15 protein-coding genes and 1 tRNA gene are annotated in these 21,043 nt (G+C 62.8%); 7 read left to right on the forward strand and 9 right to left on the reverse strand.

All coding sequences use genetic code 11. The features are described from left to right. Positions 1 to 97: 97 nt before the first annotated feature. A complete protein-coding gene (locus D1Y84_RS13545; RefSeq protein WP_233581411.1) occupies positions 98 to 2,035 on the forward strand; it encodes a M61 family metallopeptidase in 1,938 nt (645 codons plus the stop codon). Positions 2,036 to 2,771: 736 nt separating this feature from the next. On the opposite strand, the gene recJ is transcribed toward D1Y84_RS13545, so the two are convergent. Together recJ and D1Y84_RS13555 are read right to left on the reverse strand one after the other, a co-directional pair. After that, positions 2,772 to 4,610 (reverse strand): single-stranded-DNA-specific exonuclease RecJ, encoded by a 1,839-nt coding sequence (gene recJ, locus D1Y84_RS13550; RefSeq protein WP_233581412.1) that lies wholly within the window; start codon positions 4,608 to 4,610, stop codon positions 2,772 to 2,774. 5 nt (positions 4,611 to 4,615) lie between these two features. Beyond that, the gene (locus D1Y84_RS13555; RefSeq protein ID WP_124849163.1) at positions 4,616 to 5,092 is read right to left on the reverse strand and encodes a hypothetical protein; all 477 of its coding nucleotides are present in this window, start codon (positions 5,090 to 5,092) and stop codon (positions 4,616 to 4,618) included. Between the two features lie 213 nt (positions 5,093 to 5,305). Here D1Y84_RS13555 and D1Y84_RS18680 point away from each other — a divergent pair, with 213 nt between their 5' ends. Together D1Y84_RS18680 and D1Y84_RS18685 are read left to right on the forward strand one after the other, a co-directional pair. Next, positions 5,306 to 5,584: a DUF507 family protein gene (locus D1Y84_RS18680; RefSeq protein ID WP_124849164.1), complete on the forward strand. Its 279-nt coding sequence runs from the start codon at positions 5,306 to 5,308 to the stop codon at positions 5,582 to 5,584. Further along, positions 5,581 to 5,856, forward strand: coding sequence for a DUF507 family protein (locus tag D1Y84_RS18685; RefSeq protein WP_124849165.1), 276 nt, complete (start codon positions 5,581 to 5,583; stop codon positions 5,854 to 5,856). Before D1Y84_RS18680 ends, D1Y84_RS18685 begins: the two co-directional genes overlap by 4 nt. Positions 5,857 to 6,112: 256 nt before the next feature. Here D1Y84_RS18685 and D1Y84_RS13570 read toward each other — a convergent pair whose 3' ends face one another. Together D1Y84_RS13570 and D1Y84_RS13575 are read right to left on the reverse strand one after the other, a co-directional pair. Beyond that, positions 6,113 to 6,541: a DUF6526 family protein gene (locus D1Y84_RS13570; protein WP_124849166.1), complete on the reverse strand. Its 429-nt coding sequence runs from the start codon at positions 6,539 to 6,541 to the stop codon at positions 6,113 to 6,115. 12 nt (positions 6,542 to 6,553) lie between these two features. Further along, the gene (locus D1Y84_RS13575; RefSeq protein ID WP_124849167.1) at positions 6,554 to 7,477 is read right to left on the reverse strand and encodes a hypothetical protein; all 924 of its coding nucleotides are present in this window, start codon (positions 7,475 to 7,477) and stop codon (positions 6,554 to 6,556) included. 323 nt (positions 7,478 to 7,800) lie between these two features. Between D1Y84_RS13575 and D1Y84_RS13580 the strand changes: the two genes are divergently transcribed. Continuing rightward, entirely contained in the window at positions 7,801 to 8,481 is a 681-nt protein-coding gene (locus tag D1Y84_RS13580; RefSeq protein WP_233581413.1) for a WecB/TagA/CpsF family glycosyltransferase, read from the forward strand. A 125-nt stretch (positions 8,482 to 8,606) separates the two neighbouring features. Here the strand turns inward: D1Y84_RS13580 and D1Y84_RS13585 are convergent, their stop codons facing one another. The 5 genes from D1Y84_RS13585 to D1Y84_RS13610 form a co-directional block, all read right to left on the reverse strand. Next, complete coding sequence (locus D1Y84_RS13585; RefSeq protein ID WP_124849169.1) at positions 8,607 to 8,879, reverse strand: CsbD family protein; 273 nt, start codon at positions 8,877 to 8,879, stop codon at positions 8,607 to 8,609. Positions 8,880 to 8,964: 85 nt separating this feature from the next. Next, positions 8,965 to 10,410 (reverse strand): amidohydrolase family protein, encoded by a 1,446-nt coding sequence (locus tag D1Y84_RS13590; RefSeq protein ID WP_124849170.1) that lies wholly within the window; start codon positions 10,408 to 10,410, stop codon positions 8,965 to 8,967. Between the two features lie 212 nt (positions 10,411 to 10,622). Then, positions 10,623 to 10,699, reverse strand: a tRNA-Glu gene (locus D1Y84_RS13595). 235 nt (positions 10,700 to 10,934) lie between these two features. Beyond that, positions 10,935 to 12,749 carry an ABC-F family ATP-binding cassette domain-containing protein gene (locus D1Y84_RS13600; RefSeq protein WP_370245772.1) on the reverse strand — a complete coding sequence of 605 codons (1,815 nt, stop codon included), beginning with the start codon at positions 12,747 to 12,749 and terminating at the stop codon, positions 10,935 to 10,937. A 336-nt stretch (positions 12,750 to 13,085) separates the two neighbouring features. Next, positions 13,086 to 14,693, reverse strand: coding sequence for an ABC-F family ATP-binding cassette domain-containing protein (locus D1Y84_RS13610; RefSeq protein ID WP_124849173.1), 1,608 nt, complete (start codon positions 14,691 to 14,693; stop codon positions 13,086 to 13,088). A 499-nt stretch (positions 14,694 to 15,192) separates the two neighbouring features. Here D1Y84_RS13610 and D1Y84_RS13615 point away from each other — a divergent pair, with 499 nt between their 5' ends. The 3 genes from D1Y84_RS13615 (at position 15,193) to D1Y84_RS13625 (ending at position 20,995) form a co-directional block, all read left to right on the forward strand. Beyond that, on the forward strand, positions 15,193 to 16,170 hold the full coding sequence (locus D1Y84_RS13615; RefSeq protein ID WP_124849174.1) for an alpha/beta fold hydrolase: 978 nt from the start codon (positions 15,193 to 15,195) through the stop codon (positions 16,168 to 16,170). Between the two features lie 316 nt (positions 16,171 to 16,486). Then, positions 16,487 to 19,984 carry a glycosyl hydrolase gene (locus D1Y84_RS13620; RefSeq protein WP_233581414.1) on the forward strand — a complete coding sequence of 1,166 codons (3,498 nt, stop codon included), beginning with the start codon at positions 16,487 to 16,489 and terminating at the stop codon, positions 19,982 to 19,984. A 33-nt stretch (positions 19,985 to 20,017) separates the two neighbouring features. Continuing rightward, positions 20,018 to 20,995 carry an amidohydrolase gene (locus D1Y84_RS13625; protein ID WP_124849175.1) on the forward strand — a complete coding sequence of 326 codons (978 nt, stop codon included), beginning with the start codon at positions 20,018 to 20,020 and terminating at the stop codon, positions 20,993 to 20,995. Positions 20,996 to 21,043 lie beyond the last annotated feature (48 nt).

The following is a 21,043-nucleotide window of genomic DNA, read 5'->3' on the forward strand; positions in this document are numbered from 1 at the left end:
CGAATCCTATCAGGCGCTCCGCTACACTAATCCCACGCCGGTCGCCCTGCAGAGCACTCCTGGCACATCTCTCCCTCGTGGAAAGGCACCACCTCCCTTGAAGCTGGCTTCCGCGCTCCTGTCTCCTGTGTTGCTCCTCTCCTCGATCCCTGCCTTGTCCATCTCAGCCCAGAATGCGCCTTCGATGGCGCAGGCGCCCGGTCAGTCCATCCGCCTCCACGTCGACGAAACCGACGCCCCGCGCAAGCTGATCCACGCCGAGATGGACATACCCGCGCAGCCCGGCCCACTCACCCTGCTCTATCCCAAGTGGATCCCCGGCGAGCACACGCCCACCGGCCCCATCGATAACCTGGCCGGCCTGCTTATCTCGGCCGACGGCAAATCCATTCCGTGGCAGCGCGACAGTGTAAACATGTTCGCTTTCCACCTCGCCGTGCCGCAGGGCGTTACCAGCCTGCACGTCAAGTGCGACTTCCTCGCTACCTCAGCCGCTGCCGGGTTCTCCGCGGGTGCCAGCACCACCGCGAACCTCGCCATGCTCTCCTGGAATGAAGTGCTGTTCTATCCCGAGGGCAGCAACGCTGCCGACCTCGAGGTCGCCGCGTCCGTCACCCTGCCCGCTGGCTGGCACTACGGTACCGCGCTCACCCGCGCGGGCGGCAGCGACAACCAACCGCAGTTCGCTCCCGTCTCTATGGAGCAGCTCATCGACTCGCCCCTGCTCGCCGGCCGCTACTTCCGCGAGATCCTGCTCGCCCCCGAGCTCAGCCCGAAGCACTTCCTCGACCTCGCCGCTGACGGCCCTGAAGAGCTCCAGCTTCGCCCCCAGGCCCAGGCTGCCTTTGACAAGCTGGTGCGCGAAACCGGCGCCCTCTACCAGTCGCGCCACTACGGCAGCTATCACTTCCTTGTCACACTCTCCGACGAGGTCGCCCACTTCGGCCTCGAGCATCACCAGTCGAGCGACGACCGCGTTCCCTCCGACACGTTCCTCTCGGGCGATGAAGCCCTGCTCCAGGCCGACCTGCTCCCGCACGAGTTCACCCACTCCTGGAATGGCAAGTACCGCCGCCCCGCCGGCCTTGCCACCGGCAACTACCAGGACCCCATGCGGGGCGACCTGCTCTGGGTCTACGAAGGCCTCACCCAGTACCTCGGCGATGTGCTCGCCGCCCGTTCCGGCATCGAGACCGCAGCCCAGTACCGCGATGCGCTCGCCTACTCCGCCGCCTCGCTCGACGCGCGCCCCGGCCGCACCTGGCGCGACCTGCAGGACACCGCCACCGCCGCGCAGATCCTCTACGACACCAGCAGCCAGTGGGATAACTGGCGCCGCTCCGTCGACTACTACCCCGAGGGCGAACTGCTCTGGCTCGAGATCGACACCCTGATCCGCAAACAGACGAATGATCGCAAATCGCTCAACGACTTCTGTGCGCGCTTCCATGGCCTTGGCGGCAATACCCCGCCACGCGTCGTGCCCTACACCTTTGACGATATCGTCGCCAACCTTAACGCCGTCACCCCCTATGACTGGGCGGCGTTTCTTGCCGAGCGGCTTACCTCGCTCTCCGCGCACGCGCCGCTCGGCGGCATCGAGGCAGCTGGCTACAAGCTCGTCTACTCTGACCAGACTGGCCCCTACATTGACGCACTCTCAAACGTAGGCGGCGGCGTCTCCGCCTGGTGGTCCCTCGGTTTCAAGGCCTCCGCAGACGGACACATCGCGGACGTGCTCTGGAACTCTCCGGCCTTCCAGTCCGGCCTCGGTCCAACCATGCAGATCATCGCCATCAATGGCCGGCAGTTCTCCCCCGCAGTCCTCAATGCAGCCATCACCGACGCGAAATCCACCAGCACGCCCATGGAGCTTATCGTGGTCAATACCGGCTACTACAAGGTGCTGCACCTCGACTACCACGGCGGCCTTCGGTACCCTCACCTTGAGCGCGTGCCCTCAACCCCGGGCCGCCTTGACACCATCCTCCTGCCACTCACCGGTGACGGAGACAAGCCAGCACACAGGAAGTAGGGAAGAGCGACGCGAGCCACCGCAGGCAAGGCAAGACAGCCTGCGCGGCTCGCGGCCACTTCGTGGCGTGTACTTGTCTTGGTGCTTCGGTAGCTCAGGGAGCGGCTGCCCGACGTCTCGCACGGCAGACATCATGCGATTACTTTTCTGATCGCAATCGCGACAGCCACAAATAGGCGCCAGCCAGCGCACTGTATCGCAGTTCTCTGATGAGCACTGCGCCCTCATCCGCGGCAAGCAGCGGGTCGCAGCCCATAAACCATCCCCAACGTGGTGGTTGTATCCTGCCACCTCGTATGAGTTCGCTTTGAGCTAGCTCTGCCCGTCCTTGCTCCAGAAGAAACTCACCACGTCGCCATATTTTCGGCACTGGCACAACGCCGTGCTGCTACTCGCCAGGCTTCCTCTATACAGCAGCTCCTGGCCCAGCTTCCAGTTGTGCAGGCTCTTCACATGAAGCTCAGGCCGCAGAACAGGTGCTGGTTGTAAAACAGCAGCAGCCCGCCCTGCGCTCCGCCCCGCCCCGCGGTTCCAGCCGCACTGTTACTTCGTAGGAGTGGTCCCCGCAATCATCGCCAACACGGGTAAATCCGCGGGACATTTCCTTGTCGAGACAGCATCAGCTCGCCCTCCGCCGGTTCCCCCACGGCCCGCGCATGCTCCCCGCCATCAACGGCGGGATGTAGATGTAGCACGGCCCGGCATGCTTTACCAGGTCCAGGGCCCACTCTCGTACCTAAGCTTCCGCTACCCCGCGCCGAAGATCCACAATCTCCAGCTCCAGCCCGCCAAACTCCGGATGCTCATTCTCCCGCAGTCGGTAGACCAGGTCTACGCGCTCGCCGACTTCCAGCGCCAGGCCGCGCACGCGCTCGCCCCAGTTCCAGCCTAGCGCCGCGAACTGCGCCGCGCCCTGCACCAGGAACAGCTTGCAGTGCTTCTCCTTCATATAGCGCGGCGGCGCGGCCACGCCCACATCCCGCGCCACAAACGCAGGTTCGCGATTCTCCATGCCGAACGGCTCCAGCCGCCCCACAGCCTTCCACAGCGCAGGAGTCACATGATCCAGAGGCAGCTCCGCATCGCAGTGCACCGGCGCCATCAGGTCCGCCTCGGTCAAGCGCTCAGCCGCATAGCGCTCCAGGCGTTCGCGCAGCAGCGGCACGCGGTCCGACGGTAGCGAGAACCCCACCGCATGTGCATGCCCGCCGAATCGCGTAAACAGCTCCGCGCAACTCTCCAGTGCCTCCAGAAGGTGAAAGCTGTCGATCGATCGGCCCGATCCGTACGCTTCGCCGTTTTCATGGGCAATCACCAGCGCCGGTTTGCCTGTTGTGTCAACCACGCGCGATGCCAGGATGCCGATCACCCCACGATGCCACCCGTCGCCATCGAGCACCAGGCAGCGCGCCTCGCTGAATCGTGCCTCGGCCAGCCGTTCCATGACCTGCGCCAGCGCCTCCGCCTCGGTGTTGCGGCGCTCGGTATTCAGCTGGTCCAGCTTGGCCGCCAGCTCCTGTGCACGCGCAGGCAAACGCGTGGTAAACAGCTCCACCACATCCCCTGCGATATCCATCCGGCCCGCCGCGTTGATCCGCGGCCCCAGCCGGAAGCCCACATCCATCGCCGAAAGCTTCTTTCGCGCAGGGTCCAGCTGCGCCACTTCCATCAGCGCACGCAACCCCGGGCTTGCCGGCTCGCGCAGGCCTTGCAGCCCCAGCGCCACAATCGCGCGATTCTCTCCGAGCAGCGGCACCGCATCGGCCACCGTCGCAATCGCAAGCATTTTCAAAAAGGAGGGAAGCACCTTGGTTCGCACACGCACCAGCGCTGCCGGGTCGCCCACGGCCGCATGCTCCAGCAGCGCCTGCGAAAGCTTGAACGCAACTCCGGCCCCACACAGCCCCTTGCATCCATAACCGCAGCCGGGCTGGTTCGGGTTCAGCACCGCCAGCGCGTGGGGCAGGGCAGAGCCTGCCTCCGGCAGGTGGTGGTCCGTGACGATCAGGTCCAGGCCCAGTGCTTCCGCGGCGTCTGCCGCCGCAAACGCGCGAATACCTGTATCCACGCTCACTACGAGCCGCACGCCCTCGGCCGCTGCGCGCTCCAGCACTTCGCGCTGCATGCCGTAGCCTTCGCGCAGCCGGTGTGGCACGTGGAAGCGCACCGTGCCGCCCAGCCGCTCGATCGCCGTCTTGAGCAGCACCACGGCCGTGGTGCCATCCACGTCATAGTCGCCGTAGATCAGGATCGGCTCGGCCCTAGCCACGGCCTCCGCGATCCGCGTCACTGCGGTAGCCATCCCCAGCATCGAGAGGGGATCGTGCAGTTGTTCAATGGTGGGGTGCAGAAACGCGGCAGCTTCTGCGGTAGTGCTGATCCCTCGCGCCAGCAGCAACTCCGCCACCGCGACCGGCACTATCAGCTCCTGCGCCAGCACAATGGCCTGCTCCGGCATGGGCACAGGCAGAACCCAGCGCCGGGCCGGGCGGCCCATTCGCTCGGGGCTGTGCTGGTCTGGCAGCAAACCTCCAGCCATCTGTTCGGGAGAAGCAGGCGAGGAGGAGGTCGCCATGGTCCTTATGCTTCCTCTTCGTCGTCCTCGTCGAAGACGACGTTGCCGATCGAGAACTCCTCGATCGCGTCGATCAGTTCCTCGTACCGCTCGTACCAGTCACAGGCAGTCTCATGCAAGAATGCCACGCCCTGGTGCACAAAGCCCAGTTGCAGAAATCCAACCTTGCCGACCTGCTCGCGCAGTGCTTCAATCTCTTCGAACTCGGGTGCTTCTTCATCCGGAAAGTTCTGCTCGCGCAGCTTCTCCAGCAGCATCTCCAGGTCGTCCTCCTCGAGCACCACATCACTGATCGTCAAAAACGAGGCGCCGGCAGTCTTGGCCGTCTCCACCAGCCGCTTCCAGCCGTCCGGGTGACCCTGGTCTTCCCACAAAATGGAGGGAACGTCGTCCCCCACGTGTCCAGGGAACTGCAACAATTCATGGCCAGTCAAAAACGCGACCATGTCATCTTTCAAAGCAACGAGGTTTTCTTGTGCCATAGCCCCTGTATTTTCGCAGGTTCTTTGCTCGCGCGCGAGCGTTCGCACAAGCGGTGTCCCAGCGCACCTGGGCTGTGACTCGGATACGACTCGGGCGCGACTCGTACGCGAGCAAGCTGCAACTCGCTCGTTCGCGGCTGTGGCGCCGGGAGCGACGCGTGCCGCGCGGCGGCAAACATCCGGTCTCGCTGTGCTAGACTCGCCCCCAGACAGATGATTTTTTCACGCGAGTACGTTGGCTATCTCGGTCGCAAGACCGTGCAGCACCTGGTGGATGCCAAGATGATCAGCACCGGCCACTTCAAGCTGGCCGAGGAGCGGGTTACCGCCGCCATTCTGGATGAACTCCTGCTCGAAGACAAGATCAACGAAGAAGTGCGGGTCATCCTCGACGCCATCCAGGAAGAAATGCGCCGCAATGGCGCTGAGTATGGCGAGATGTTCAAAAAGGTTAAGCAGCAGCTCGTACGCAAATACAAGGCGGTGCTGTGAGAGTCTCGCCCGACAAGGTCAACAAGCTCGCCCACGCGATCGCCGATACTCTCGCGTCCATTGATGAGGTCGACTTCGCGGAAGACCGCGACACCATCCGCAAGGAAGCGCGCAACTACCTGCAGGTTCTGCTTGCGGACGAGATGCGGATCGACGCGGCTGCCCGCGCAAAGATCAGTTCCCAGCGCAAGATCATCATGGAAGGTACGCAGGAGTGGAACATCCTCTACCGTAAGTACTACAACGATGAGGTGAAGCGCCTGGGTATTTAGCAGTGCCCGCAACGCGGAGTCAACCGGGGAGTACGCTCTCGCAACAAGCAACAGGCGAGCCATTCGGCTCGCCTGTTGCTTTGTCCCGTGCTCTGCCGCGTCTGGATTGGGCTCGCCCCTGAGCCCATTCCAGTGCACGCAGCCTCATTATGCACGTGCTGACGCTTCCAGAATCTCGAGCTCGCCGCGGGAACCTCGCTGTTGCCGACCCTGATTCCTTCATCTATCACTTGAACAAAGCAGGTCGGCCCCGCGGTTAAACCCGGTGATAGTCCGGCCGCCAGCTCTGCACGGCCTGCTTGATTGCCTTGGGTGTCATCCGTTCCCGTACGGCGCGATGCGCCAGGTCCGACAGTTCGGCATCGGAGGCGAAGCGCAGCGCGACGATCTGCTTCTGCGTCAGCTCACCCTGCAGCGCCCGCGACTCCATCGGCAACAGCGCTGCCATGCGGATACGCTCTTCCAGCCGGATCACCCGGTCCTGGACGCGCAGTGAATACTGACGCACCATTGCGACCAGCAACAGCAGCCCCAGCGCGACCACCAAAGCCCAGCCGTGCCACGCAGAAGGATGGTGCACGCATCGCACCATTGCCACCACCAGGTTCACCAGGAACAATGGCGCAAGCACATAGTGGTACATCGGATCCGTGCGCGCGTGGTTCTTGAAGTTCTGTTCTGCCATCTCCGGACGCTCCTACGGCTGCTTCGGTGCGGCTGCCTGTGAGGCTGCTGCCGCCTGTTGACGCATCAGCTTTTCCCGATGCTTCTTCTGAAAGTGAGCCGCAATGTCCGGCCAGAACTCTTCGAGCTCTGAGCCAATCGTTCCCTCGGCTGTCACTGTGAGCGCGCCTGTAAAGGTCTTCCCGACACCCCGGTCCGACGAGGGGTAGTAAGCATTGGAGATGCCACCCGCGATGATATTACCCAGGATATTGGCATAGTTCGGGCCCCAGTTGCCTGAGTCTCGGCGAGCCCACACCGCAGTCGATGCGGAGTATAACGCGCGGTGCATTGGCGAGAAGTCCTCCCCTTTGCGGAAGTAGCGCGGGTCTTCGTGGAGCGCCGAGGTCAGTACCGCATTGCCCCAGAAGTTGCCGTCAAATGTGTCCGCGTAGGACGCGCCGAATCGTTTGAAGTAGCCTTCCGTGCCCTGTCCATAGCCAGGGTTGCTATCCTTCGCCTGCCCGATGCCGGCCACGATCGCATCCAGGGTGAAGATGTACGGATCGGTCGAACTCTTCCAGAACAGGCCAAACTTCTGCTTTACGGTCAGTGGTGCGTACGCGCCGCTGTGGTTCACCGCTTGGAACTCGGGAATGATCCCCAGGATGCGCTGGTGCTCGGCACCCTTGAGATCGTAGTTTGTATCCCCCGCCGATCCCTGTTGTGCTTTTGGCTGTGCCGCCTGCTGAGGATTGCTCCCCTGGGCTGCCGGTGTACCCGGCGCCGGCTTGTTGGCTGCATCCTGCAACGCCCGGGCATCGGGGGCGTTGGGCAGCTCTTCCAAGGCTCGTGCGGGCATGGTGCCCACGCACAACAGCGCCGCTCCCATGCACATCATCTGCAGGTGCGCCCGGCTGTTGCCCTGCTTCACTGCTGCCTTGCTGAAAAAAGGCATTGCATACTTCTCCGCTCCCAAACTGGCTCCCTTTACTACACCGCGGTACTGCGTGCGCTCGACTGTTGTCAAGCCATGTGTACAATCGAGTCTACCTGCAACCAACCGATGCATCCAGATTCCGCGATAAAGACGCGTGCAATCCGCATGAAACCGGGGAAAACAGGAGATCGGCTTGACCATCGCGGGCTTGCGGTGGCCAGCCTGGTGCGATCAGCCGCTACTGCACAGCATGAAAGGTTGGCATGGAACCGAACATACGATTCCAGCGCATACTTGGGGTTGAATTCTTTTGCGGCACCGCCTTAGAGACCGTTGCGCGCATGAAGCAGGGGGGACTGCTTGTGGTTCCGGCAGCACCCGCCTTGAAAGACCTTCCCACGAACCTGGCCTACCGCGAGGCATTGCTGCACGCTGACCTCGCCATTACTGACAGTGCCTTCATGGTGCTGATCTGGAACTTCATTAGCCGCGACCGCGTCCCGCGCGTTTCTGGCCTCGAGTACCTCAAGGAATTGCTTCAGGATCCCGAGGTCCGCGAACCCGGCAGCACATTGTGGATCATGGCCAGCCCCAAGAGTGCCAAGACCAACCTCGACTGGCTCCAGAACAATGGCTTCCAGATTCGCGAGCAGGACATCTACATGGCGCCCCTTTACAAGGGCGAGATCGATGACCCGGCACTGCTCGAGAAGATGCGGGAGCACCACTACAAGCACGTTGTAGTGACCGTGGGTGGCGGCACGCAGGAGCGGCTCGGCCTCTACATGAAGCGCCACCTCGACTACCTGCCGGCCATCCACTGCATCGGCGCCGCCATTGCCTTTTTGTCCGGCGACCAGGTATTTATCCCCACCTGGGCTGACAAGACCGGCCTTGGTTGGCTGTTCCGCTGCATCTCCGCGCCGAGCGCCTACGTGCCCCGCTACTGGGCCGCCCGCAAGCTGGTCTGGCTGATGCTCCGCTACCGCTCCGAACTGCCACCCCTCCGCGCGCTCGCGTAGGCGGCAGCCGGAACACTCCTTGCTCGAGGCAGGAAAGAGGGGAACGCGCATGCGTTCCCCTCTTTCTGTTTGTGTCCGAATTTCAGATCTTGTGCACGGTCCGGATGTCAGCCGGCCAACGCCGATCAGCCGCGATCGATGACCTTGACCTCGTGCTCACGGTCAAACGCTTCGGCCCGCTCGGACTTCGCCTCGGCATCGTACTTGGCCGCCTTGGCCTTGTCGATCAGCGCATTGCCAGCGTCCTTGACGTTGCCCCAGGCCTCCCGGGCTGAACCCTTGATCTGGTCCTCCTGGCCTGCCTCTTTCAGGTTGTGATCTCCAACCAGCGTCCCGGCAGCTTCTTCCACCCGGCCGCCGATCTTCTGCAGAACGCCTTTGACCTTGTCATCATTCATAGCGCATCTCCACGTTCCTGTAATAAGAAGCCGCTCCCGGCAACCGGGGTTGGCCCGCTGTTATCGATCCTGCAGGACGGTCGCGCTAGGGGCCCGGCGTCCCATCATGCAGGGAAGTCACTGTGCCGGGTCGTGATTGTCGATATCGCTGCGCAAGCTCGCGCATCTGCTCATCGAGTTCGTGCCGCTTCCGTAAGCGGCCTCCCACGATCACCGCCGCGATCCTGCGCGTGTTGGCCACATTCTCCATCGGGTTTGCATCGAGCAGCAACAGGTCGGCGCGCTTGCCAACGGCGACAACACCGCGGTCTTCCGCAACACCCAGCCACTCCGCGGGGAGCCGCGTCGCTCCCTCCAGCACCTGCCTGTTGCTCAACCCGTATCGCGCCATCGCCTCCAGTTCATCGTGCAAGGCAAAGCCCGCGACCATGCCCGGAACCGGCGTGTCCGTCCCGGCAAGTACCGGGATATGCGCCGCCGCAAACGCCGGAACCAGCTTGCGATTGAATTCCACAATCGCACGGAGGTACGCCAGTCGCTGAGGACTGGCCTGCTGTACATACGGGTTCTGCTCCGTGACCATCGCGTAGAGCGGGGGTGTCAGGAAGTGCAGCTCAGGCCGGGTCTTCAAGGTCTCCGGGTGGGCCGTTTCTTCCAGCAGTCGCTCATCCAGCGAGAGTGTACCCGTCAGCCAGGTACCGTTGCTTTTGGCCATCTCGACATAGCGCGGAATATCGGCTTCTGCAGGAACTGCCGTTTGCTGCGCGAACTCCTCGGCGTGCGCCACCATCCCGAAACCCGGTTGAAAGAACTGCGCAGTGAGGTGCTTGCCGCGTTGAGGGATGTGCCCAACGACCGGCATGCGCAGCCTGCGCGCCTCGTCCACGATCGCGGTGAAGGTGGGGAGGTCGAGCCTGCTGTACACCTTGATGACCTCGTACCCTTCGGCGGACGCGTCACGCACTGCCTGTCGCCCATCACTCGGCGTGGCCGCGACGCGGGTGATGCCAACTGGCCAGACAGGATCGGGCCCATCGATCATCGCGGCCATGGCGATATGCGGACCCACAACGCGGCCGCTTTCTACCTCATCCCGCTGTCCCACGGTTTCCGAGGTTGCGGACAGGTCGATGACCTGGAGCACGCCGTTCGCCACGTATGGCAGAAGCACGTCTTCGGTGTGTATCGTTCCGGTCGCGATGGCCGGGTTCTGCAGGAACAGGCGCAGCAGGCGATCGTTCTCCAGGTGCACATGCGCGTCCGCGAGGCCCGGCATCAGGAACTTTCCCGTTCCGTCCACCCGCATGACAGCAGCGTCGATCCTGGTTCCTGCGGAGGGCGCAATGCTTGCAATACGTCCATTCCGGATCAGCACCGTCTGGTCGACAAGCACGGCCCCGTCCGCAGTCATGGGGAGCACCGTCACGTGTTCAACGGCAAGTGGAGGCGGCGCTGCCACTTGCTGCCCGAACACAGTCGCCGCAACCAGAACCAGGAAAAAAGCCAGCGGAATAAATCGGCAGTGTCGCATCGCTCCTCAAAGTGTTTCGCGCAAAGTGTTCGCGGATGAGGAGGGTACGTTGCTGCGGCCGCATTGTTCCATGCCGCAACGAGTAAGTGCGACGCAAACAGCGACAGGGAATGGCTGAAGCACGCTGAATGACAGAGCGTGCAATCGATGTCTTTAGAGGTGTCTTGCGATTGGAAGGACTGGCGGGCTTTGAGTCAGCTTTGAGTCTTTTCTGGTAGCGCCAACGGGGATCGAACCCGTACTCTTCGCCTTGAGAGGGCGACGTGTTAACCAGTTACACCATGGCGCCGCAGGTTGGATCGCTACGCTTGTGGGCGCCGCGACTTTTCAAAGTGTAACAGAGTTCAGCCGGCTGGAGCGACGGGAAACACCAGTCCACTTCTCCGCGCAACGCGCCGGCAGATCGATGCTCGCCAGGGACCGCGACGCCCGTCGCGCGCTGCACAATCAATGCACGTAGCCGGCCTACCTCGAGGCGACGAACAAACAGCAGTGCAGGCCTCATCGCCGGGCGCCCGCATGCTTTACGCCTGCTTCGCGCCCAACTCGCCCCAGCGCTCGTACAACGCGTGGACCGCTTCCTGCGCCGCGGCGCTTTCCTCCATTGCTGCATGCAGCTTTGCAGCATCGGTCGCAACCACCGGGTCATGCAGCCGCGCTTCCTTGTCAGCCACCAGCGCCTCTGCCTCCTCGATCCGCGCCTCGATCGTTTCCCACTCCCGCTGTTCCATGTACGAGAGCTTTTTCTTCTTGCTGCCACCGCCACCAGCGGCCGCCGCACCCGCGCCATTGCCAGCCGCACCCGCGGCGCCGTTCGCTGCAGCAGACTTGCCCGACCGGTTTGCGCGTTCCCAGTCTTCCCACTGCCCGTAGTCGGCAAATGATCCGAAGCTTCCCGCACCATCCAGCCCCAGCACCACGTTCGATACGCGGTCCAGCATGTAGCGATCGTGGGTCACCAGCATCAGGGCGCCCGGGTACTCCAGCAGCGCCTCTTCCAGGATCTCCAGCGTTGGAATGTCCAGGTCGTTGGTCGGCTCGTCCAGCAGCAGCAGGTCCGCCGGCTCCAGCATCAGTCGCGCAATCAGAACCCGGGCCCGCTCGCCCCCCGACAGTCGCTCTACCGGCTGGTTCAGCTGCTCGCCCGTAAACAGGAACCGCGCCGCCCAGCTCGCCACGTGCAGCACCTTGCCGTTGTAGACCACTGAGTCCGAGTCTGGCGCCAGCGCACGCCGCAGCGTCTGCGTGCCTTCGATCTCGCGGTTCTGCTCGAAATACACCACGCGCAATGCGTTCGCGCGCTCGATCTTGCCGGATTGCGGCGTGAGCTCGCCATTGACCAGCCGCAGCAGCGTTGTTTTGCCCGAGCCATTCGGGCCGACTACGCCGACGCGCATGCCTGCCGTTACGGCAAAGCTGAGGTCGTTGAACAGCGTCTTGCCTTCAAAGCCGTAGGTGATCCCGTCGATGATCGCGAGCCGCTTGGTCTTGCGATCGCTCGACGAAAAGTCGATCCCGGCGGAGCTGGTCGCGGACCGCTGCCGCATCCCCGTCAGCTCGCCGATCAGCTCATTGGCATTGTCGATGCGTGCCTTGCTCTTGGTTGTGCGCGCCTTGGGACCGCGCCGCAGCCACTCCGTCTCGATCTTGACCCGGTTCTCCAAGGCCTCCTGCCGCCGGCCTTCCGCGTCCAGGTACTCCGCTTTCTTCTCCAGGAACGTGCTGTACGCGCCCGAGAACCGGAGCATGCCGTCCGGATACGCCTTGCTCAACTCTGCGGTCTCGTTCGCAATGCCTTCCAGGAAGTAGCGATCGTGCGAGACCACGACGCTGGCGAAGCTCGCCGTGCGCAGCATCTCTTCCAGCCACGAGATCCCGGCAAGGTCCAGGTGGTTGGTCGGCTCATCGAGCAGGAGGATGTCCGGCTGCTGCACCGAGGCCTCCACGATCGCCAACCGCTTGCGCCATCCACCCGAAAACGCCGCCGCCTCATCGTCCAGTGACCCGAACCCCGCGCGCCCGAACGCCTCGCGCACCCGGCCCTCGCGCTCGCCCTCGCTCACCCCGGCCCGCGCCAGCGCGGCTTCCAGCACCGAGCGAACCGTCGCGCCGGCAGGGAAGGCCGACTCCTGTGCGATGTAGGTGATGCGCGCCCGCTTGCGCGTGCTTACCTCGCCCGAGTCGGGCTCGATCTCGCCCGACAGGATCTTCAGAAACGTCGACTTGCCCGCCCCGTTTGGGCCAATCAGCGCCAGCCGGTCGCCGTCATTGATGGTCAGCGAGATATCGCGAAACAGGGGCTGCGCGCCGAAGCGCTTGGTGATGCTTTGTGCATTCAATATGAGAGGAATAGAGGTCTCCGCTGTTGAAGGGGAGAGCTTACAACTGCTCTCCCATGGGCACGGCTAGTGACCTGGAGGTCTAAAAGTGCGATTCAAGAATCGCTTTCAGTTCCTGTAATGCTTCAGGAGTGAATCTGATCGACTGACTCTTCTTTCCAGGGATTTGCCTTGTTTTTGATCCGTAGGTGTCAATCTGAAGGCATTTCTTTCCATCCGAGTCATGCACGATGGAGTATGTGCAGTCCACTTCAGAGTGGTGGCCGTCTCTCTCAAGAGTCTGTTGCTCAAGCCTTCCAACAAGTGCCATGTGTCTCCGTTAAAACAGGCAGCTGCCTACCGCGCCGCGATACTCTGCGCTTCTGTGATCTCCGAGTACGGACCCTTGTGGTCATCCACCGCGCCGCCATCAAACCGCCAGATGCGCGTACCCACGTCGTCGATCAGATCGCGGTCGTGCGTCACCAGCAGCACCGTGCCCTCATACCGCTGCAGCGCCGTGTTCATCGCGTTGATCGCTTCCAGGTCCAGGTGGTTCGTCGGCTCGTCCAGGATCAGCACATTCGGTTTCTGCAGCATCAGCTTGCAGAACAGCAGCCGCGCCGCCTCGCCACCCGACAGCGCACTGGTCTTCTTCAGGCCTTCATCGCCGGAGAACAGCATCTGTCCCAGCAGCCCGCGAATCTCTTCCTTGGTCTTCTTGGTATCCCAGCGATACAGCCACTCGAACACGGTCGTATCGTGGTCGATCGCGCCGGTATGGTCCTGCGGAAAGTACCCTACTTGCGCTTCATGGCCCCACTTCACCACGCCGCCATCGGTCGTGAAGTCAGGTTCCAGATCCGACATCCCCGCCAGCAAAGATTTGAGCATTGTGGTCTTGCCCTGGCCGTTGCGCCCGATCAGGATCACCTTTTCGCCGCGCATCACCGTCGCCGAAAACGGCTTCAATGCCGTGTCGCTGCCATACTTCTTGCTGACGCCCTCGACCTCGATCGTCTGCTTGCCCGACGGACGGATCTGCTCGAACTTGATGAACGGACGCTGAATGTTGGACCGCGCCAGTTCGCTCGACTGCAGCCGCTCCACTTCCTTCTTGCGGCTCGTCACCTGGCTTGACCGCGTGCCCGCTGCGAACCGCGCGATGAATTCGTTCAGCTGTGCGACCTTCTTCTCACGCTGCTCGTTCTGGCTTTCCAGCCGCGAACGGATCTGCGTCTTGGCCTCGACCATCTCGTCGTAGCCGCCGGTGTAGATGATGATGGTCTGGTAGTCGATGTCCGCGATATGGGTGCACACGGCATTCAAAAAGTGCCGGTCATGCGAGATCGTGATCAGCGTGCCTTCAAACTTCAGCAAGAACTCCTGCAGCCATTGAATCGACTCGAGATCCAGGTAGTTCGTCGGCTCGTCCAGCAGCAGCGCCTGCGGATTGCCGAACAGCGCCTGCGCCAGCAGCACGCGCACCTTTTCGCCGCCCTGCAACTCGCTCATCTTGCGCTCGTGCAATTCGTCCGCGATGTCCAGGCCCTGCAGCAGCACGGCCGCGTCGCTCTCCGCGGTGTAGCCATCTTCCTCGCCCACCACGCCTTCGAGCTCGCCCAGGCGCATGCCGTCTTCGTCCGTCAGCTCGGCCTTCTCGTAAATCCGGTCGCGCTCTTCCAGCGCTGCCCAGAGCGGCTTGTTGCCCATGATCACCGTGTCGATGACGCGGTACGCGTCAAACGCGTACTGGTCCTGGCGCAGCACACCGAACTTGCGCGGGCGCACCACGTTTCCCTTTTGCGCGTCCAGCTCGCCGGTCAACACCTTCATAAACGTCGATTTGCCCGCGCCGTTCGGCCCCGTCAGGCCATAGCGCCGTCCCGACACAAACGTGATTGACACGTCCTCAAACAGAACCTTGGCGCCGTAGCGCATGCTTACGTTGCTTACAGAAATCATTTGGTCGACTCTCGCGCGCACACGCCGGGGTGCCCAGGGCTCTGTTCACCCGTTCGCCCAAGCGCGGCCTCTATTTAGAAACGTTTCAAAAGAAGGTTGAAGCTGCCGGCACCCCGCCGTCGCTCCATAAAGCTATGCTACTAGACTTGTCCAGCAAATAGCGGGCGAAACGGCGACTCGGGGACTCTCTGGCGTCGCCGGGTGTGCTGGGCTCAGTGCTGGCCGCTGCTGGCTGCGCCTCGCTCCATGCCCGTCCCCGCATAGGTGAGCCGCGCGAACACGACCGGTGCCGGCGTCCCTGCTCGGCCGCCCTGCTTCGCTGCCATCCATACAAGGCCTCGGTTGCGCCATCACTGTCAACCGATCGACCCTGCGTGGGACCGGCCAACCCGCCTGAGGCTGAACGGGCGGCACGCGGGTGTTTTCTCCGAAAGGCCGCTTCAAACCGCCATGGCGGATCTGTGGCATAGTGGTCCGGCGTGTTTCCAGGAGTCGTATCATGCCCCCAAGTGGAAAGCTGTGCCGTGCGCTGACGGTCTCCGCCTGCGCCGCCTGGCTGGCAGTGTTCGCAGGCGCGCAGGCCGACTCCCCACCTCGCAAGGCCCAATCGGTCACCGTAGAACAAGGCGTTCAGCTGGAGGTTCTCGACTGGGGTGGAGCGGGCAGCCCGATCATCTTTCTGGCTGGGGGTGGGGATACAGCGCATCGTTTCGATGACTTCGCACCCCGGTTCGCCAGCCGGCACCACGTGTACGGCATCACCCGGCGAGGCTTTGGCCGCTCCAGCCACCCGGCGCCGGCAAACGGGAACTACGCAGCCGACTATCTCGGCGACGACGTCATGGCCGTGATGGCGCAGCTTCATATCGAGCGCCCGGTGCTGGTGGGCCATTCGGTCGCTGGACAGGAACTGAGTTCCATCGGCAGCCGCTTTCCGCGCAAGGTGGCCGGGCTTGTTTACCTCGACGCCGCCACCAGCTTCGCCTTCTACGACTCGGCGCACCCGCGCATTGAGATCGAGTTGCACGAGCTCAGGAGGCGGATCGACGAGATCGAAGCCGGCGGTGTCGACGAACAGCAGAAGCTGCGAGAACTGGAAACAGCCATCACACGGCTGCAACCCGTGCTCCGGCAGAACAACCGGGAGGTCGCCAACATGCCACCTCTGCCACCGCGTTCGCCCATCGATGCGGCGATCACCTTCGGCGGCAGAAAGTACACCAGCATTCCGGTTCCCACGCTCGCCCTCTACGCCTGCCCGCATAACTGGGACCGGTTCCCGGCGGGCCAGCCGGATCGCAAGGCCGCCCTGGTCGCCGACGACAAGGTACGCTGCACGGCCTGGGCCGATGCCTTCCGCCGCGGCGTGCCCACCGCCCGTGTTGTGCTCATCCCCAACGCCGATCACTACCTGTTTCTCAGCAACCAGGCGGAGGTCGTCGCTGAGATGAACAAATTTCTTGCAACGCTCCATTAAGAACAGCCATTCGGACTGTTCGCTCTTCCGGCGCAGCCTGCCACCAAGCCACACTTGGCGCGCTCTATCTGTCACTTTGCCTGCACCGGATCGTCTCAAGTTTGCCGTGTCTGCCTGCGACCGCGACGGGTTGTTGGATCCGCTGAGAAGCGTTTTACATCCGGCGTTGCCCGGTTGCGTCGTGAGCACCCTTTGATTGAAGATTCGAAACACAGTGCGCAGCAGGATGCTTCGGGAGCAGAAGCTTGATCTTCCGTTCCAGCGAACCGGGTAAAGAGTCTTCAGGAGGAACAGAAGCGTGACGCATCCCTTCAGCTTGAACCAACCTGCACAGAGTGCGGGCGACGCAACCTTCCACGCCCACGCAAAACCGCTCGACGCTGAGCCGGGAAGCAGGTGGAAGCGGCATGCGGTGCGCCTGGCAGCGAGGCCGACGCTCGCTCTGTCGCTGGCGGCGTGCCTTGCTGTACCCGCGCTCGCGCAGCAGCCGTTGCTGGCAGTGGGCGGTGACGCACTCGTGCAGGGTTTCGAGTCGCCGCCTGCCTCTGCCGAACCGCGGGTCTGGTGGCACTGGATGAATGGAAACGTCACCAAGGAAGGCATCAAGCTCGACCTGGAGTGGATGCACCGGTCGCACATCGCGGGCTTCCAGAACTTCGACGCCGCCCTGTTTACGCCCCAACTGGTTGAGAAACGACTCGCGTACATGACGCCCGAGTGGAAGGATGCCTTCCGCTACGCGACCAGCCTTGCCAACGGATTCGGCATGGAAGAAGCGATTGCCGGCTCCCCAGGCTGGAGTGAGACAGGGGGGCCATGGGTGCCCGCCTCGCAGGCCATGAAGAAGTACGTCTGGAGCGAGACGCACGTGGATGGAGGCAAGCCCTTCACTGGAAAGCTCACGCACCCTCCCATAAACACCGGCGCGTTTCAAAATCTCCCGTCGGAGGATGGATCGGATGGGGATGTGCCTATGCCGGAGTTCTACGCGGACTCGGCGGTGGTCGCCTACAAAGTGCCTGCGACGGAAACAATGGCTGCAACCATCAAGCCTGTGATCAGCAGCAGCGGCGGTGCCATCAGCCCCAGCGATGCCGGCCTGCTCGGGGACGGAGATCTGGTCAAGCCATTGCAGGTCCCAAGGGCCGCCAGGTTGGGTGAGAAGACCTGGATCCAGTTCGCGTATCCCCAGCCTCAAACAATCCGCGCGCTCACGGTGGTGATCGCAAGCAGTCGCAACCAGCTTACCGATTTCCTGCACATCCACGCCGACGGTGATCGCGCGCTGGAGGCAAGCGACGATGGCCAGAACTTCCACCTGGTGCTTGCAATCCCCATGGGCGGCACAGCGGAGCACACCCTTACCTTCGCCCCGGTGACCGCGCGCTTCTTCCGCCTTACCATCACCACACCTGCCATGCCGGACAAGCTGCCTTCCGAGCAGGAGCTGAAGGCAGCGGGGATCACCATCACGAGCCTCCCAACAACGGTTGCGGTTGCTGAATTTGCCCTGCACCCTGATGCGCGGGTGAACCGCTTCGAAGAGAAGGCAGCATTTGTGCCGACGCGTGACCTGTATGCGTTTGCGACACCACCGGCTATCGCGTCCGACGTCATCGATAAAAACGCTGTTGTCGATCTCACCGGCAAAATGCGACCCGATGGCACGCTCGACTGGACCCCGCCACCGGGACAGTGGACCGTGCTGCGCGTGGGCTACTCGCTGCTGGGCATCACGAACCACCCCGCGACGAAGGAGGCCACTGGCCTCGAGGTCGACAAGCTCAACGCGGCCTACGTGAAGAACTACATGGATCGCTACCTGGACAGTTACAAAGAAACGGTCGGGCCGGAGATGATGGGGCGCCAGGGCATCCGGTATGTCATTACGGATAGCTGGGAAGCCGGCGCGCAGAACTGGACTGACAACATGGTGGCCGAGTTCACCAGGCGGCGCGGCTACGATCCCCATCCATGGCTGCCTGTGCTTACCGGGCGCATCGTCGGGAGTGCGGAAGCCAGCGACCAGTTCCTGTGGGACCTGCGCAAAACCATCGCGGACCTGACCTCCGACGAGCATTATGGACAGGTTGAAGCATCGCTCAAGGCGCGCGGCATGGGACACTACGGCGAGTCACACGAGGCCGGTCGCGCCTTGATCGCGGATGGCATGGAGGTCAAGAAACTTGACGACATCCCGATGAGCGCCATGTGGACGCAGACCCCCGGCGTGAACGAGATTCGCTATGGCTTCAACGCCGACGATCGCGAGTCTGCGTCGGTCGCGCATATCTATGGACAGAACCTGGCAGCAGCGGAGTCGATGACGGCAGCCGAGGCTCCGTGGGGATGGTCGCCGGAGACGCTCAAGCCCACGGCTGACCAGGAGTTTCTCAACGGCATCAATCGTTTCGTGATCCATGAGTCGGCGCACCAGCCATTCGTCGACAAGAAGCCCGGGCTTACGCTGGGGCCGTACGGGCAGTGGTTCAACCGCAACGAAACCTGGGCCGAAGATGCCCATGTGTGGATCGACTATCTTGCCCGCACCTCGTACCTGCTGCAGCAGGGACAGGCGGTCGCGGACATCCTTTACTTCTACGGAGAGGATTCCAACGTCACCGCGATCTTCCACGCCTCCGCGCCGGATACACCCCCGGGCTACAACTTCGACTATGTCAATGCAGACGCTCTCATCCACGCCTTCCACACGGCGGACGGAAAGCTAACCGCACAAAGCGGCATGAGTTATCGAGTGCTCGCGCTTGATCCGTACAGCCGCCACATGTCGCTCCCGGTGTTGCGTGCGATCTACGGTCTCGTGCAGCACGGCGCGATTGTAGCCGGACCCAAGCCGGTCGGGACGCCCAGCCTCGCCGACGATGCGCAGGAGTTCAGCCGTCTTTCGGATCAACTCTTCGGGGATGGCAGCGGCGTGCACTCTGTCGGCAGCGGCAAGGTGTATGCAGGGCAGGACGCGGGTGCCGTGCTGAAAGAGCTCAACATCGATCCTGACTTCACGCAGCCAGCTTCGTCGCCCGACCACTCCCTGTTCTTCGTGCATCGCAGGATCGCGGATGGCGACATCTACTTCGTCGACAACCGCAGCACGCAAGCAGTCGACATCCGCGCGGACTTCCGCGTCACCGGCAAGGAACCGGAGCTTTGGTATGCGGAGACCGGAACCATGCGCGCCGCGGGCTACTCTATCGCCGACGGGCATACCTCGGTTCCGCTGCACCTCGAGCCCTGGGGTACTACGTTTGTGGTGTTCCGCAAACCCGCGACCGCGATGGCGCGTACGCTGCCGCCCAGCACGGAGAAACCGTTGCAGTCCGTGGATGGCCCATGGAACATCGCGTTTGAAGCAGGCCGAGGCGCTCCGGCCAGCGCGGTACTGCCCAGCCTTGCATCGTGGAGTGACAATGCGGACAAGGGCATCAAGTACTTCTCGGGTACCGTGCATTACACCAGGACTATTCAGGCCGCGCCTGCGTGGTTCAAGCCCGGCACAACTCTTTGGCTCGACCTTGGCGATGTGAAGAACCTCGCCGAGGTTACCGTTAACGGGAAGTCGCTCGGCGTGTTGTGGCATGCGCCGTTCCGTGCGGATGTAACCGGCGCACTCAAGCCCGGCGCCAACACGATCGAGATCAGGGTGACCAACCTGTGGGTCAACCGGCTGATCGGCGATCAACAGCCGGACGCTGCGACGAAGTACACGTTCGCCGATGTGAAGCCCTACCACGCCGACTCGCCGCTGCTCCCGTCCGGCCTTCTTGGGCCGGTTACCGTACTGCAACAAACCAGGTAGCTGATCGTCAACCGTGCGGAAGAGAAGGGAGGCATGTTGAATCGCAGGCGTTTTGTAGAGCGAGGCTTGTTCGCGTCGTGTGCAGCACTCGGCACGCTCGCGAGCAGGCCCCTGCATGCGGCAACTTCGGGTACCTACTCCGGGCGCATCGTTGACACCCACGTGCACCTTTTCGATCCCACACGGCCCGGCGGGATCCCCTGGCCGCTCCCCGGGGACCTGATCGACGAGCCCACGCTCCCGGCACGCTACGAGGCAATGGCGCAGTCCTTGGGCGTAGTCGGTGCCATCGCAATCGAGGCCAGTCCACTGGTGAGCGACAATGATTGGCTGCTCGGGGTCGTTGCCTCGTCGCCAATCATGGTCGGCATGATCGGCGACATCGTGCCCACTGCGCCGGACTTCGATGCGCAGCTTGATCGTCTGCGTATGAACCCACTCTTCCTCGGTGTACGGCACGGCAACCTGTGGAATCGGAGCCTCAGCGCAGACACCGACTCGCCGCTGTTCTGGACAGCCATGCGGCAACTTTCTGAGGCGAAGCTGGTTCTTGAGAGCGCAAACCCCGACCTGCCGCTGCTTGCAGCCCTGCTCAAAGTAGTGGAGAAAGAACCTACCCTTACCGTCGTGATCGACCACCTGCCCCATTTGGAGCAGCCCAGCACCGCGCAGGAACAAAGACGAGCCGCAGACCTCGTCGCACAGCTGGGAAAAGCCCCGCATACGTTCGCCAAGCTGTCGGAAATTCCTGAGCAGGCCAAGGGACAACCCGTGCTCGACCCCGCTGTGTACCGCAAGCGCCTGGATCGGCTGTGGAGTGCGTTCGGGCCGGACAAGCTGATGTTCGGCAGCGACTGGCCCAATAGCGATCATGTCGCGAGCTTTGACGCGACGCTCGGACTGGTGAAACAGTACGTGTCCACGCAGCACGGCGACGCACAGGAGAAGTTCTTCTTCCGCAACTCAAAAGCAGCGTATCGCTGGCACGCAAAGACTCCCAGCCAGTTGTAAGCGTGACAGCAGGGAAGCGCCGTCTTCTCCACCGGTGATGCCGCGCGG

Origin of the sequence: Acidipila sp. EB88 (genome assembly GCF_003858395.1) — a bacterium.
Classification (GTDB): domain Bacteria; phylum Acidobacteriota; class Terriglobia; order Terriglobales; family Acidobacteriaceae; genus EB88.

Bases quoted from the DNA above. Each gene is read 5' to 3' on its own strand.
- D1Y84_RS13570 (WP_124849166.1), bottom strand. From the start codon at position 6,541: ATGGCAGAACAGAACTTCAAGAACCACGCGCGCACGGATCCGATGTAC.
- D1Y84_RS13625 (WP_124849175.1), top strand. From the start codon at position 20,018: ATGTTGAATCGCAGGCGTTTTGTAGAGCGAGGCTTGTTCGCGTCGTGT.
- D1Y84_RS13585 (WP_124849169.1), bottom strand. From the start codon at position 8,879: ATGAATGATGACAAGGTCAAAGGCGTTCTGCAGAAGATCGGCGGCCGG.
- D1Y84_RS13575 (WP_124849167.1), bottom strand. From the start codon at position 7,477: ATGCCTTTTTTCAGCAAGGCAGCAGTGAAGCAGGGCAACAGCCGGGCG.
- D1Y84_RS13555 (WP_124849163.1), bottom strand. From the start codon at position 5,092: ATGGCACAAGAAAACCTCGTTGCTTTGAAAGATGACATGGTCGCGTTT.
- D1Y84_RS13590 (WP_124849170.1), bottom strand. From the start codon at position 10,410: ATGCGACACTGCCGATTTATTCCGCTGGCTTTTTTCCTGGTTCTGGTT.
- D1Y84_RS13580 (WP_233581413.1), top strand. From the start codon at position 7,801: ATGAAGCAGGGGGGACTGCTTGTGGTTCCGGCAGCACCCGCCTTGAAA.
- D1Y84_RS13610 (WP_124849173.1), bottom strand. From the start codon at position 14,693: ATGATTTCTGTAAGCAACGTAAGCATGCGCTACGGCGCCAAGGTTCTG.
- D1Y84_RS18680 (WP_124849164.1), top strand. From the start codon at position 5,306: ATGATTTTTTCACGCGAGTACGTTGGCTATCTCGGTCGCAAGACCGTG.
- D1Y84_RS13615 (WP_124849174.1), top strand. From the start codon at position 15,193: ATGCCCCCAAGTGGAAAGCTGTGCCGTGCGCTGACGGTCTCCGCCTGC.
- recJ (WP_233581412.1), bottom strand. From the start codon at position 4,610: ATGGCGACCTCCTCCTCGCCTGCTTCTCCCGAACAGATGGCTGGAGGT.